Raw genomic sequence first — 14,618 nt, forward strand, 5'->3', positions numbered from 1 at the left:
TCACTATGACCTGCTTTCGCACCCTGCTCGACTTGTCGGTCTCGCAGTTAAGCACGCTTATGCCATTGCACTATCAGCACGATTTCAAACCCCACCTAGCGTACCTTCGTACTCCTCCGTTACACTTTGGGAGGAGACCGCCCCAGTCAAACTGCCTACCATGCACTGTCCCCGATCCGGATTACGGACCAAGGTTAGAACCTCAAACAAACCAAAACGGTGGTATTTCAAGGACGGCTCCACGCAGACTGGCGTCCACGCTTCATAGCCTCCCACCTATCCTACACAGATCGGTTCAAAGTCCAATGCTGGGCTTACAGTGAAGGTTCGGTGGGGTCTTTCCAGTCTAGCCGCGGGGAGATTGCATCATCACAAACACTTCAACTTCGCTGAGTCTCGGGAGGAGACACGGTGGCCATCGTTACGCCATTCGTGCAGGCCGGAACTTACCCGACAAGGAATTTCGCTACCTTAGGACCGTTATAGTTACGGCCGCCGTTTTACCGGGACTTCAATCAAGAGCTGCAGATCATCATTTAATCTTCCGGCACCGGGCAGGCGTCACACCCCTATACGTCCACTTTCGTGTTTGCAGAGTGCTGTGTTTTTATTAAACAGTCGCAGCCACCAGTTTATTGCAACCCCTTCACCCTCCTGGCGCAGGCCAGTCAAGCTACAGGGGCGTACCTTATCCCGAAGTTACGGTACCAATTTGCCGAGTTCCTTCTCCCGAGTTCTCTCAAGCGCCTTAGAATACTCATCTCGCCCACCTGTGTCGGTTTGCGGTACGGTCTTGTTAAACTGAAGCTTAGAGGCTTTTTCTTGGAACCACTTCCAGTTGCTTCTTCACCTAGGTGAATGGCCTCACACCCTTGAATTCCGCGCCCGGATTTGCCTAAGCGCCTTCTCCAATGCAAGGACCGGGACTTCCAACACCCGGACAACCTTCCGCGATCCGTCCCCCCATCGCATTTCACACTGGTACAGGAATATTGACCTGTTTCCCATCAGCTACGCATTTCTGCCTCGCCTTAGGGGCCGACTCACCCTGCGCCGATGAACGTTGCGCAGGAAACCTTTTGGCTTACGGCGAGGGGACTTTTCACCCCCTTTATCGCTACTCATGTCAGCATTCGCACTTCCGATACCTCCAGCGCACTTTTCAATGCACCTTCGCAGGCTTACGGAACGCTCTCCCACCATGCACATAAATGTGCATCCGCAGCTTCGGTATATTGCTTAGCCCCGTTACATCTTCCGCGCAGGACGACTCGATCAGTGAGCTATTACGCTTTCTTTAAAGGGGGGCTGCTTCTAAGCCAACCTCCTGACTGTTTTAGCCTTCCCACTTCGTTTCCCACTTAGCAATATTTGGGGACCTTAGCTGGCGGTCTGGGTTGTTTCCCTCTTGACACCGGACGTTAGCACCCGATGTCTGTCTCCCGTGATTGCACTCTTCGGTATTCGGAGTTTGCTATGGCGAAGTAATCCGCAATAGACCCCCCAACCATGACAGTGCTCTACCCCCGAAGGTGAGACACGAGGCACTACCTAAATAGTTTTTCGGGAGAGAACCAGCTATTTCCCCCAGGTTTGTTTAGTCTTTCACCCCTATCCACAGCTCATCCCCTAACTTTTCAACGTTAGTGGGTTCGGTCCTCCAGTACGTGTTACCGCACCTTCAACCTGGCCATGGATAGATCACTTGGTTTCGGGTCTACGCCCAGCAACTGAACGCCCTATTCGGACTCGCTTTCGCTACGCCTGCCTTAATCAGTTAAGCTTGCCACTGAATGTAAGTCGCTGACCCATTATACAAAAGGTACGCAGTCACCCCACAAGGAGGCTCCTACTGTTTGTATGCATGCGGTTTCAGGATCTATTTCACTCCCCTCCCGGGGTTCTTTTCGCCTTTCCCTCACGGTACTGGTTCACTATCGGTCGATCACGAGTATTTAGCCTTGGAGGATGGTCCCCCCATCTTCAGACAGGATTTCACGTGTCCCGCCCTACTTGTCGTACACCTAGTTCTTCCTCGCTGTTTTCGTCTACAGGGCTATCACCTGCTATGGCCGCACTTTCCAGAGCGTTCAACTAACAATGAAGATAAAGAGTACAGGCTGGTCCCATTTCGCTCGCCACTACTCTGGGAATCTCGGTTGATTTCTTTTCCTGCGGTTACTTAGATGTTTCAGTTCACCGCGTTCGCTTCGCATGACCTATGTATTCAGTCATGGATACTCCATTCGGAGTGGGTTTCCCCATTCGGACATCTACGGATCAAAGCTCGTTTGCCAGCTCCCCGTAGCTTTTCGCAGGCTACCGCGTCCTTCATCGCCTGTGATCGCCAAGGCATCCACCACATGCACTTGTTCGCTTGACCCTATAACGGGTGTGTCTCTGGCCGTCTTCACTGGGAAGACCGCGCGAGCCACATCGTTACAGGTTGAGTATTCGTGTTGCGCCGTATTCCAAGGCAATCTTTCGATCACCTTTTCATACATTGATACAATCACAACCCTGATTCACCTACTCGGCCACCCATCTCTAGATGTCCTTTCGAGAATCTCTTTACTACTTCTTCCTGATTGTTAAAGAACGACAGCCGATAATGCGGTTGCTATAACCGCCTATCTCTACTCACTGGCTCAATCGCCAATGCTTGTTTCACTGAACCGCCAGCACGTTTAAATGCCTGCGCCAGATAAACCAGCATTGAAGATTGGTGGAGGATGACGGGATCGAACCGACGACCCCCTGCTTGCAAAGCAGGTGCTCTCCCAGCTGAGCTAATCCCCCAGTCACATACATCACCCAGGGCAACTTCGCCGATCAGCCACACCAGACAAGACATTGGTGGGTCTGGATGGATTCGAACCATCGACCCCCGCCTTATCAAGACGGTGCTCTAACCGACTGAGCTACAGACCCCTGAGTCTGTCTTTCAAATTCACAGCCGATAAGCGTGAGCGCTCAACTTTGATGCTGAAGCTCTGGAAAGGAGGTGATCCAGCCGCACCTTCCGATACGGCTACCTTGTTACGACTTCACCCCAGTCATGAATCCCACCGTGGTAAGCGCCCTCCTTGCGGTTAGGCTACCTACTTCTGGTGAAACCCACTCCCATGGTGTGACGGGCGGTGTGTACAAGACCCGGGAACGTATTCACCGCGGCATGCTGATCCGCGATTACTAGCGATTCCAGCTTCACGCACTCGAGTTGCAGAGTGCGATCCGGACTACGATCGGTTTTCTGGGATTGGCTCCCCCTCGCGGGTTGGCGACCCTCTGTTCCGACCATTGTATGACGTGTGAAGCCCTACCCATAAGGGCCATGAGGACTTGACGTCATCCCCACCTTCCTCCGGTTTGTCACCGGCAGTCTCCCTAGAGTGCTCTTGCGTAGCAACTAGGGACAAGGGTTGCGCTCGTTGCGGGACTTAACCCAACATCTCACGACACGAGCTGACGACAGCCATGCAGCACCTGTGTTACGGCTCCCTTTCGGGCACCCCGACCTCTCAGCCAGGTTCCGTACATGTCAAGGGTAGGTAAGGTTTTTCGCGTTGCATCGAATTAATCCACATCATCCACCGCTTGTGCGGGTCCCCGTCAATTCCTTTGAGTTTTAATCTTGCGACCGTACTCCCCAGGCGGTCAACTTCACGCGTTAGCTACGTTACTAAGGAAATGAATCCCCAACAACTAGTTGACATCGTTTAGGGCGTGGACTACCAGGGTATCTAATCCTGTTTGCTCCCCACGCTTTCGTGCATGAGCGTCAGTATTGGCCCAGGGGCTGCCTTCGCCATCGGTATTCCTCCACATCTCTACGCATTTCACTGCTACACGTGGAATTCTACCCCCCTCTGCCATACTCTAGCCCGCCAGTCACAAATGCAGTTCCCAGGTTAAGCCCGGGGATTTCACATCTGTCTTAGCGGACCGCCTGCGCACGCTTTACGCCCAGTAATTCCGATTAACGCTTGCACCCTACGTATTACCGCGGCTGCTGGCACGTAGTTAGCCGGTGCTTATTCTTCCGGTACCGTCATCCCACCCAGGTATTAACCAGATGGTTTTCTTTCCGGACAAAAGTGCTTTACAACCCGAAGGCCTTCTTCACACACGCGGCATTGCTGGATCAGGCTTGCGCCCATTGTCCAAAATTCCCCACTGCTGCCTCCCGTAGGAGTCTGGGCCGTGTCTCAGTCCCAGTGTGGCTGGTCGTCCTCTCAGACCAGCTACAGATCGTCGCCTTGGTAGGCCTTTACCCCACCAACTAGCTAATCTGCCATCGGCCGCCCCTTGAGCGCGAGGTCCGAAGATCCCCCCTTCCTCAGTAGAGCGTATGCGGTATTAATCCGGCTTTCGCCGGGCTATCCCCCACTCCAGGACACGTTCCGATGTATTACTCACCCGTTCGCCACTCGCCACCAGGATTACTCCCGTGCTGCCGTTCGACTTGCATGTGTAAGGCATGCCGCCAGCGTTCAATCTGAGCCAGGATCAAACTCTTCAGTTCAAACCTGTTACTGTTTTTCGGTTCCGTTAAGAACCGGTCGCTCACTCAACGTACTGACGAATGATCCAGCCATCTTGCGACGGCCAAACCTTCCTTTCATTACTGTGTGAGACTTGATACTTTCGCTTTTACGCCAGACTCCGAAGAACCGGCCAGCGTCGCCATCAAGCGCCCACACTTATCGACTGTTAATTTTTAAAGATCAATTCGCGTCACTCGCAGTCGCCGCACTTCAAACTACCCGGCACCGCTTCGTTCTGCGTCGCTGCATCTGCAGCAGAGAAACGAGATTATGAAGAACTTTCGCTACAGCGTCAACAGGTTTTTTAACTTCGCCACCCGCTGACACCGCCGGAAACCCTCGCCCCTAAAGGCTCTCCCGCTTCCCGCGCTTCCTACCGAAAGCGCGAAAGACCGGGATTCTAGCGATGCATCCCGGCCGAAGCAAGCGTTATTTCCGCAATCGTTCAACGATGCTTGAAAACCGGTTTGCGCTTCTCCAGAAACGCGGCCATGCCTTCCTTCTGATCTTCAGTGGCGAACAACGAATGGAACAACCGGCGTTCGAAATGGACGCCTTCGGCTAGCGTTGTTTCGTATGCCGCGTTGACCGACTCCTTCACCATCATCACGGCCGGCAGCGGGAATTCCGAGATCGTCGTTGCCGCAGCAATTGCTTCGTCGAGTAACGACGCCGCCGGGATCACCCGCGACACGAGACCCGCACGCTCAGCTTCATCCGCGTCCATGAATCTTGCCGTGAGACACATATCCATCGCTTTCGCCTTGGATACTGCGCGCGGCAGACGTTGCGTGCCGCCCGCCCCAGGCATTACGCCGAGCTTGATCTCCGGCTGACCGAACTTTGCCGTGTCGGCGGCGAGGATGATGTCGCACATCATCGCCAGCTCGCAACCGCCACCCAACGCGAATCCCGCGACCGCCGCAATGATCGGCTTGCGGATCGTGCGGACCGTCTCCCAGTTCCGGGTGATGTAGTCGCCCTTGTACACATCCATATAGGTATACGTCGCCATCATCCCGATGTCGGCGCCCGCGGCGAACGCTTTCTCGCTTCCGGTAATCACGATCGCGCCGATCCCTTCATCAGCGTCGAACGCGCGGAGCGCCACGCCGAGTTCGTCCATCAACGCATCGTTCAACGCATTCAGCGCCTTCGGACGATTCAACGTCACCAGCCCAACCCGCCCCCGCGTCTCTACCAGAATGTTCTCGTACGTCATGCCGCCTCCAAAGATTCTCAGGTTGTAAGAGCGCGCGAAAACGCTTCGCGCCACCGTCTCAATAATGCTAACATTCACCAACCAACCGGTCGGTTAATTATTCGGCCAGATCCCTCTAACGCTCAGCACGCCTTTTCGCCATGACCCATCCTCTATTTGCGAAGCACGAAGACACGCTGCAAAAAGCACTTTCCGCCATTGAGACTCGCGGCTACTGGAGCCCGTTCTCCGAAATGCCCAGTCCGAAAGTGTACGGTGAAACAGCGAGCGCCGATGGCGAGGCCGCGTTCAAGGCGCTGCTGAACTCGACCTTCGAACTGGACCAGCCGTCGACGGGCGAAACCGTCGGTTCGGAAGTGTCGCCGTTCGGCTTTCCGCTCGGCATTCGCTACCCGAAAGCCGCGCCGGACGCGTTGATCGCAGCCGCAGCCGTCGCCCAACGCGACTGGCGCGCCGCCGGTCCGCAAGCATGGGTCGGCGTCAGTCTCGAAATCCTGGCGCGCGTGAATCGCGCCAGCTTCGAGATCGGCTACAGCGTGATGCACACCACAGGCCAGGCTTTCATGATGGCGTTCCAGGCCGGCGGCCCGCACGCCCAGGACCGCGCCCTCGAAGCAGTCGTCTACGCATGGGATCAACTGCGCCGCATTCCGTCTGAGGCTCACTGGGAAAAACCTCAAGGCAAAAACCCGCCGCTCGCAATGCAAAAGCGCTTCACCGTCGTGCCGCGCGGAACTGGGCTGGTACTCGGTTGCTGCACTTTCCCGACATGGAACGGCTACCCCGGCCTGTTCGCCGATCTCGCAACCGGCAATACCGTCATCGTCAAGCCGCATCCGGGCGCAATCCTGCCGCTGGCGCTGACCGTCCGCATTGCCCGTGACGTGTTGCGCGAAGCTGGATTCGATTCGAACGTCGTCACCTTGCTCGCGACGGACCCGAACGACGGCCCGCTCGTCCAGGACCTCGCGCTGCGTCCCGAGATCAAGCTGATCGATTTCACCGGCAGCACGCAAAACGGCACCTGGCTCGAACGCAATGCGCATCAGGCTCAAGTCTTCACCGAAAAAGCAGGCGTCAATCAGATTGTGATCGACTCGGTGGACGACATTAAGGCCGCTGCCCGCAACATTGCCTTCTCGCTCACGTTGTATTCGGGCCAAATGTGCACCGCGCCGCAAAACATCTACGTGCCCCGCCACGGCATCCGCACGTCCGAAGGCACGCTGGGCTTCGACGCGGTTGCTCAGGCCATCGCCACAGCCGTGCAGAAACTCGTCGGCGATCCCGCGCGCGCAGTCGAACTGCTCGGCGCAATCCAGAACGATGGCGTCGAACACCGCATTGCCGACGCCCGCAAGCTCGGCACGGTGCTGGCCGACAGCGTCGCGCTCGACCATCCGGCGTTCGCCGGCGCTCGCGTGCGCACGCCGCTCGTTCTTCAACTCGATGCAACCCAAGACGCTGCGCAACTCACCAAGGAATGGTTCGGCCCGATCTCGTTCGTGATCGCAACCGACTCGACCGCGCAGTCGCTCGATCTGGCCGGGTCGATTGCCGCCGAACACGGCGCACTTACGCTGTCCGTCTACAGCGCGGACGACGCTGTGATCGAAGCCGCACACGAAGCGTCGATTCGTGGCGGCGTCGCGCTGTCCATCAATCTGACGGGCGCGGTATTCGTCAATCAGTCCGCCGCGTTCTCCGACTATCACGGCACGGGCGCCAACCCCGCAGCCAACGCGGCGCTCGCCGACGCCGCCTTCGTCGCGAATCGATTCCGCGTTGTTCAAAGCCGGGTCCATGTTGAACCGAAAGCCGCGCCAGTGGCAGTCGGCTGAACGGCATAGGACAGTGCGCGCGGCCTATGCCGTTTGGCCGAATAGACCGGCCCGCGCACGCCAACTAACATGATTGAAAGCTTGAATTGAAGCCAGCCGGCGAGGCCCCACTCGCCGTCTCGTCAACCGTAGAGATTCTCATGAACGACGCCTTCGACGCTTACATTTGCGACGCGATCCGCACTCCCTTCGGCCGTTACGGCGGCGCCCTGAAAGACGTCCGCGCCGACGATCTCGGCGCCGTGCCCATCAAGGCGCTGATCGAACGTAATCCCGGCGTCGACTGGCAAGCACTCGACGACGTCATCTACGGTTGCGCGAACCAGGCCGGAGAAGACAACCGCAACGTCGCGCGCATGTCGGCGTTGCTGGCCGGTCTGCCTGTTCAGGCACCCGGCGCGACGATCAACCGTTTGTGCGGTTCGGGAATGGACGCCGTCGGCACGGCCGCGCGCGCGATCAAGGCGGGTGAAGCGCGCCTGATGATCGCGGGCGGCGTCGAAAGCATGACGCGTGCACCGTTCGTGATGGGTAAAGCGTCCAGCGCGTTTTCGCGTCAGGCTGATATTTACGACACCACGATCGGCTGGCGTTTCGTCAATGCGCTGATGAAGCGCGACTACGGCGTGGATTCGATGCCGGAAACGGCGGAAAACGTCGCGGTTCAATTCAACGTGAGCCGCACCGATCAGGACGCGTTCGCGATGCGTAGCCAGCAAAAAGCGGCAGCCGCGCAAAAGAACGGCACGCTCGCAGCAGAAATTGTCGCGGTCGACATTGCGCAGAAGAAAGGCGATCCGGTCCGCGTCACGCTCGACGAGCATCCGCGCGAAACCTCGCTGGAATCGCTCGGCAAACTCAAGGGCGTGGTTCGGCCGGACGGCAGTGTGACGGCGGGCAATGCGTCCGGCGTCAACGACGGCGCGTGCGCGCTGTTGCTCGCGAATCAGGCCGCCGCCGACCAATACGGTTTGCGTCGCCGGGCGCGCGTGATCGGCATGGCGACAGCCGGCGTCGAGCCGCGCATCATGGGTATCGGCCCCGCGCCCGCCACTCAAAAGCTGCTGAAGCAATTGAACATGTCGCTGGCGCAATTCGACGTGATCGAATTGAATGAAGCATTCGCGTCGCAAGGACTCGCCGTGATGCGCACGCTCGGTTTGCGCGACGACGATCCGCGCGTCAATCCGAACGGCGGCGCTATCGCGCTCGGTCATCCGCTCGGCGCATCGGGCGCCCGGCTGATTACGACAGCGCTTTACCAGCTCGAACGCACGAACGGACGTTTCGCGCTGTGCACGATGTGTATCGGCGTTGGTCAGGGCATTGCGCTGGCGATCGAACGCATCTGAGAACACATCAGAAAACGCATCGGAAAGCATATAAAAAAGCGCTGCCAAAGCGCTGACGCAGCAGGCCCCTGAACCATGCATCTGACGCACGTTTCCGACAAAGCGGAAGCGCGCGCATCGAGACTGACAGGAGACACGCATGACATACGAAGCGATCCGACTCGAGTTCGATACGTCGAGTCACGTCGCCACCTTGACGCTGAATCGCCCTGACAAGCTCAACAGCTTCACGCGCAAGATGCACCGGGAACTCGGCGCCGCGCTGGACGAAGTCAAGGCATCCGGCGCGCGGGCGCTGATCCTGACCGGCGCCGGTCGTGGGTTTTGCGCGGGGCAAGACCTCGCCGACCTCGATTTCACACCTGGCGCGATGACCGATCTCGGCGGTTTGATCGATGAGTATTTCAATCCGCTGATTCGTCGATTGCAGGATTTTCCGATGCCGGTGATTGCCGCCGTCAACGGAACGGCCGCCGGTGCCGGCGCCAATCTCGCGATGGCATGCGACCTCGTGATCGCGGCACGCTCGGCGAGTTTCATTCAGGCGTTCGTCAAGATCGGCCTCGTGCCGGATTCGGGCGGCACGTGGTTTCTGCCGCGCCGCGTCGGCATGGCGCGCGCGCTAGGGCTAGCGCTGACCGGCGACAAACTCGGCGCGGAGAAAGCAGAAAGCTGGGGGCTGGTGTGGCAAGTCGTCGATGACGCCGAACTGCTGGCAGCCGCAACGAAACTTGCAACCCAGTTCGCGCAAATGCCGACTCGCGCGATCGTCGAAACGCGTCTGGCGCTGCGCGCGGGCGCCACTAACACGCTCGACCAGCAACTCGATCTGGAACGCGACCGTCAACGCGAACTCGGCGCGTCGCACGATTACGCGGAAGGCGTGCAGGCGTTTATCGAAAAACGCGCGCCGCGCTTCGAGGGCCGTTGATATGTCGACACAAGCGAATCCATCTAGCGAGATTGCCACGATGACACCCGACGAACTCGCGCGCGCCACCGCCGACGCTATGTACGCCTCCGATGCCTGCAGCAAGGCGCTCGGCATCGAACTGCTCGAAGTGCGTGCTGGCTATGCGCGTTTGCGCATGGCCGTCCGCGAAGACTTCCTCAACGGTCACAAGATCTGTCACGGCGGCCTGATTTTCACGCTCGCCGACTCGACCTTCGCGTTCGCGTGCAACAGCTACAACATCAACACCGTCGCTTCCGGTTGCTCGATCGAATTCCTGCGCCCGGTTCATGCAGACGACGCGTTGACCGCCGAAGCCGTCGAGCAGGTGTCGAGCGGCCGCACCGGCATCTACGACATTCGCGTCACGAATCGCGCGGGCGAAACGGTTGCTATGTTCAGAGGGAAATCGGCGCAGATCAAAGGCAACCTCGTTCCGGTTCAAAGTTAGCGCGCAGTACGGCGTGTCGTTCTTGCGCCGCGCCGGTCGCACCCACATTTACCAGGCACAGATCATTCTTAAGAAGTAAGGAGACACCCGATGAACACCTCGCTCCCACTCGATGCAATTGAAAAAGCGAGTCGCGACGAACTCGCCGCATTGCAGATCGAGCGGCTGAAATGGTCGCTGAAGCACGCTTACGAGAACTCGCCGGTCTATCGCCGCAAGTTCGACGAAGCGGGCGTTCATCCGGACGAAGTCAAGACGCTGGCCGACCTTGCGCGTTTTCCGTTCACCACCAAGAAAGATCTGCGCGACAACTATCCGTTCGGGATGTTCGCCGTCCCGCAGGAACAGGTGTCGCGCATTCACGCATCGTCCGGCACGACCGGCAAGCCCACCGTGGTCGGCTACACCGCGCGCGACATCGACACTTGGGCCAACCTCGTCGCACGATCGATCCGCGCGGCCGGTGCAAAGCGCGGCGACAAGGTGCATGTGAGCTACGGCTACGGCCTGTTCACCGGCGGCCTCGGTGCGCACTATGGTGCGGAGCGCGCCGGCCTGACCGTGATTCCGTTCGGCGGCGGTCAGACTGAAAAGCAGGTGCAACTGATCCAGGACTTCCGTCCCGACATCATCATGGTGACGCCGAGCTACATGCTGTCGATCGCCGACGAACTCGAACGTCAAGGCATCGACCCGGTGCAATGTTCGCTGCGACTCGGTATTTTCGGCGCGGAGCCGTGGACCAATGACATGCGCTCCGCAATCGAGAAGCGCATGGGCATCGACGCAGTCGATATTTACGGCCTGTCGGAAGTGATGGGCCCGGGCGTGGCGTGCGAATGCGTCGAAACGAAAGACGGCCCGACCATCTGGGAAGACCATTTCTATCCGGAAATCATCGATCCCGAAACCGGCGAAGTGCTGCCTGACGGCGAACTCGGCGAACTGGTCTTCACGTCGCTGACGAAAGAAGCGCTGCCGATCATCCGTTATCGCACTCGCGATCTGACGCGGCTGCTGCCGGGCACCGCGCGCACGATGCGGCGGATGGAAAAGATCACCGGCCGTTCCGACGACATGATGATCGTGCGCGGGGTGAACGTGTTTCCGACGCAAATCGAGGAACTGCTGCTGAAACAGCACGCGCTCGCGCCGCATTATCAGATCGTGCTGACGAAGGAAGGGCCGCTGGACGTGCTCACGCTGAATGTCGAGCCGTGTCCGGAAACCGCGCCGGATACCGGTGCGTTGACGACGGCAAAGCAGGCGCTGGCCTACGACATCAAGGCACTGATCGGCGTAACCGCAACGGTGAATGTGCTTGGGGTGAACGGCATCGAGCGTTCGGTCGGAAAGGCGCGTCGCGTCGTGGACAAGCGCTCGGCGTAAGGCCGCACGCTGGAAGGTGAACGGGCGTTGTCTGCTGTTCGACAGCAGGCAACGTCCGTGATTCGCTGGTTTCCCGGCGGATTTGGCGATCTGGCCGACCGACTTGGTCGGCCCGCAAAAGACAGCAACAAACGCTCAGGAGTTCGGCAGCAGCAGCCACATCCGGCCGCCCTGCTTCATCTTGCCGGCCAGGTCGCCGGCTTCATCGCCCAAACCCCAGAAGTAATCGGCGCGCACGCCGCCCTTGATCGCCGAACCGGTGTCCTGTGCGAATACCAGACGGTTCATCGGGGCGTTGGTCAGCGGGCGCGTGGTCTGCAGGAAGACCGGCGTGCCGAGCGGGATCGACGACGGATCGACGGCGATCGACCGCTCCGGCGTCAACGGCACGCCCAATGCGCCGATCGGACCGTCGGAATCGCCGGTGGGCAAGGCTTCGGTTGCCGGCATCTCACGAAAAAACACGAAGCGCGGGTTCGTATCCAGCAGACCGTCGACGCGCGACGGATTCGCCTTCGCCCACGCCTTGATGCCTTGCATCGTCGCCTGCGCGGGCGTCAGTTCGCCACGGTCGAGCAACCAGCGGCCGATCGACCGGTACGGCTGATTGTTCGTGCCGCCGAAACCCACGCGCATCACGCTACCGTCTTCCATCACGACACGTCCCGAACCCTGCACCTGCAGAAAGAACGCCTCGATCGGATCGTCGACCCACACGAGTTCGTTGCCGTTCAACGCGCCCGAACGCTCCAGTTGGGCTCGCGACGGCAATGCCGAGCCCGCCCGATAGCCCTCGGGCCAGCGATACAGCGCAGTCTGATAGACGCCGTGACGCGTGCGCGAACCGCGCAACAGCGGCTCGTAATAGCCGGTCACCAGACCGTCGAGCGTGCCGTCGGTATTCGAGAACTGGAAAGGCGTGAAGTAGGTTTCGAAGAAGGTGCGCGCGCCGGCCATGTCCAGATCGTCGATTCGCGCGGCCGCTGCGCAGGCGCGCTGCCAGTTCGGCTGACGGCCAAGCCGCGTGCAGTTCTGACGCAATGCGGCCGTCGCACCGATCAGCGAGTCGTCCTGCCAGCCCGGCACCTGTTGCCAGCCCACCGCCGTGAGGCGCGTCGCAGCAATCTGTCCGGGCACGATCGCCGCGCCGGTAGGCGGTTGAACCGGATGGCGAATCGCCCCGCCGCCGCCGCACGAAGCCAGCATTACCGCAACCGACAACGCCCCGAGCCAGCCCGCGACGTCGCGGACAATACGCATACAATGTTCGTTCTTGATGGAAACCGCCATGTCTGATCTGTTCGACGAATACCCAATGCTTATCTTCGCGCTGGAGTCGCTCCTGGCGCTGTCCCTGCTGATCTTCATCGTGGTCTGGACTACATCCGGCAAGAAGAAAGCGGCGCAACAAGGCGCCGCGCGCGACAAACACCGTCAAGGCAGCTGACAGACCGCGCGGTGCGGCGACGGTTCAATCGCGCCGCAACCGGTTCCGTTTGTTCCGCACCCTGGCGGGTTACGCGCGCCGCGCCCGCCCGATGCTATGCGTGCATCGGCGCAGCATCAATGCAACGTGCGCGGCATCTGCAACACGAATTCCGCCACCGGCGCGTCGAAGCGCTCGCCGTCTTCGGCGACGCAAAAATACGCGCCGCGCATCGTGCCGACCGGCGTGGCGATCACCGCCCAACTCGTATATTCGAACTGCTCGCCCGGCTTGAGCAACGGCTGATGACCGACCACGCCGAGCCCTTTCACTTCCTGCACGACGTCGTCGCTGTCGGTAATGACCCAATGACGCGCAATCAGTTGCGCAGGCACCTGTCCGCTGTTGCGGATTGTCAGCGTGTAAGCGAATGCGTACTGACGACGCTCCGGATCTGACTCGTCGGGCAGGTAATGCACCTGCGACGCTACGCTGAATTCGTACTGGCTCATCCTGATCCCGGTGCTGATACAAAGAAGGACAACGGCGCGACGCCCACTCATCGATGAGATCGCGGGCGCTGACGACGGCCCTGTGATGTCTCGCATTCTGCTTGATGCGGGTGTACCCCGCAACCGGCCTATCCCATCCGGCCGAGGGCTTTCGCCGTCACAGCCGACGCGCTCCGACGGTAAAATAACGGTTTCCGCCTACCCACCGTCCCCCGCCATGACCCCATTCCGCATCGCGCCCAGCATTCTCTCCGCCGACTTTTCGCGGCTCGGAGAAGAAGTCCGTAACGTGGTCGCCGCCGGCGCCGACTGGATCCACTTCGACGTGATGGACAACCATTACGTGCCGAACCTGACCATCGGGCCGCTCGTCTGCGAAGCGATCCGTCCGCACGTGAACGTGCCGATCGACGTGCATCTGATGGTGCGCCCGGTCGACCGCATCGTGCCCGACTTCGCCAAGGCCGGCGCGAACGTGATCAGCTTTCACCCGGAAGGCTCGGACCACATCGACCGCACGCTGTCGCTGATCCGCGATCACGGTTGCAAGGCGGGTCTGGTGTTCAATCCGGCTACGTCGTTGAACTACCTGGATCACGTGATGGACCGCGTCGATCTGGTGCTGATCATGTCGGTGAATCCGGGTTTCGGCGGCCAGTCGTTCATTCCCGAAGCGCTCAACAAGCTGCGCGAAGCACGCGCGCGTATCGACGCGTACAAGGAAAAGACCGGCCGTGAGATTCACCTCGAAGTCGACGGTGGGGTGAAAATCGACAACATCGCAGAAATCGCGGCGGCCGGCGCGGATACCTTCGTCGCAGGTTCTGCGGTGTTCGGCCATCCGGATTACAAGGCGGTGATCGACCAGATGCGCGGCAAACTGGCTACCAGCGAACACTAAGCCCTCTCAACCCGACGCGGACCAC

At 59.5% G+C, this 14,618-nt stretch carries 9 protein-coding genes, 2 tRNA genes and 2 rRNA genes; 6 read left to right on the forward strand and 7 right to left on the reverse strand.

Annotated features, from left to right (window positions below; genetic code table 11):
* The 5 genes from PW947_RS08850 to PW947_RS08870 all read right to left on the reverse strand — a co-directional run.
* A 23S ribosomal RNA gene (locus PW947_RS08850) occupies positions 1-2,383 on the reverse strand; the annotation flags it as partial.
* A 340-nt stretch (positions 2,384-2,723) separates the two neighbouring features.
* Positions 2,724-2,799 (reverse strand) — tRNA-Ala (locus tag PW947_RS08855).
* A 55-nt stretch (positions 2,800-2,854) separates the two neighbouring features.
* Positions 2,855-2,931: transfer RNA gene (locus PW947_RS08860), tRNA-Ile, on the reverse strand.
* 66 nt (positions 2,932-2,997) lie between these two features.
* A 16S ribosomal RNA gene (locus tag PW947_RS08865) occupies positions 2,998-4,525 on the reverse strand.
* A gap of 467 nt (positions 4,526-4,992) precedes the next feature.
* Positions 4,993-5,769, reverse strand: a complete 777-nt coding sequence (locus PW947_RS08870; RefSeq protein WP_299630928.1) for an enoyl-CoA hydratase — start codon at positions 5,767-5,769, stop codon at positions 4,993-4,995.
* A 140-nt stretch (positions 5,770-5,909) separates the two neighbouring features.
* Here PW947_RS08870 and paaN point away from each other — a divergent pair, with 140 nt between their 5' ends.
* From paaN to paaK, 5 genes are all read left to right on the forward strand, one after another.
* A complete protein-coding gene (paaN, locus tag PW947_RS08875) occupies positions 5,910-7,610 on the forward strand; it encodes a phenylacetic acid degradation protein PaaN (RefSeq protein WP_299630929.1) in 1,701 nt (566 codons plus the stop codon).
* A gap of 140 nt (positions 7,611-7,750) precedes the next feature.
* The gene (pcaF, locus tag PW947_RS08880; protein WP_299630930.1) at positions 7,751-8,962 is read left to right on the forward strand and encodes a 3-oxoadipyl-CoA thiolase; all 1,212 of its coding nucleotides are present in this window, start codon (positions 7,751-7,753) and stop codon (positions 8,960-8,962) included.
* Between the two features lie 139 nt (positions 8,963-9,101).
* Positions 9,102-9,893, forward strand: coding sequence for a 2-(1,2-epoxy-1,2-dihydrophenyl)acetyl-CoA isomerase PaaG (paaG, locus tag PW947_RS08885; protein WP_299630931.1), 792 nt, complete (start codon positions 9,102-9,104; stop codon positions 9,891-9,893).
* Position 9,894: 1 nt separating this feature from the next.
* Complete coding sequence (gene paaI, locus PW947_RS08890; protein ID WP_299630932.1) at positions 9,895-10,365, forward strand: hydroxyphenylacetyl-CoA thioesterase PaaI; 471 nt, start codon at positions 9,895-9,897, stop codon at positions 10,363-10,365.
* Between the two features lie 90 nt (positions 10,366-10,455).
* Positions 10,456-11,754: a phenylacetate--CoA ligase PaaK gene (gene paaK / locus PW947_RS08895; protein ID WP_299630933.1), complete on the forward strand. Its 1,299-nt coding sequence runs from the start codon at positions 10,456-10,458 to the stop codon at positions 11,752-11,754.
* Between the two features lie 135 nt (positions 11,755-11,889).
* On the opposite strand, the gene PW947_RS08900 is transcribed toward paaK, so the two are convergent.
* Complete coding sequence (locus tag PW947_RS08900) at positions 11,890-13,122, reverse strand: MltA domain-containing protein (protein ID WP_299630934.1); 1,233 nt, start codon at positions 13,120-13,122, stop codon at positions 11,890-11,892.
* 195 nt (positions 13,123-13,317) lie between these two features.
* A complete protein-coding gene (gene apaG, locus PW947_RS08905) occupies positions 13,318-13,692 on the reverse strand; it encodes a Co2+/Mg2+ efflux protein ApaG (protein WP_299630935.1) in 375 nt (124 codons plus the stop codon).
* A gap of 217 nt (positions 13,693-13,909) precedes the next feature.
* Here apaG and rpe point away from each other — a divergent pair, with 217 nt between their 5' ends.
* A complete protein-coding gene (rpe, locus tag PW947_RS08910; protein ID WP_299630936.1) occupies positions 13,910-14,593 on the forward strand; it encodes a ribulose-phosphate 3-epimerase in 684 nt (227 codons plus the stop codon).
* The last annotated feature ends 25 nt before the right edge of the window (positions 14,594-14,618 follow it).

It is taken from the genome of Paraburkholderia sp. (genome assembly GCF_028283785.1).
In the GTDB taxonomy this organism is placed as follows: Bacteria; Pseudomonadota; Gammaproteobacteria; order Burkholderiales; family Burkholderiaceae; genus Paraburkholderia.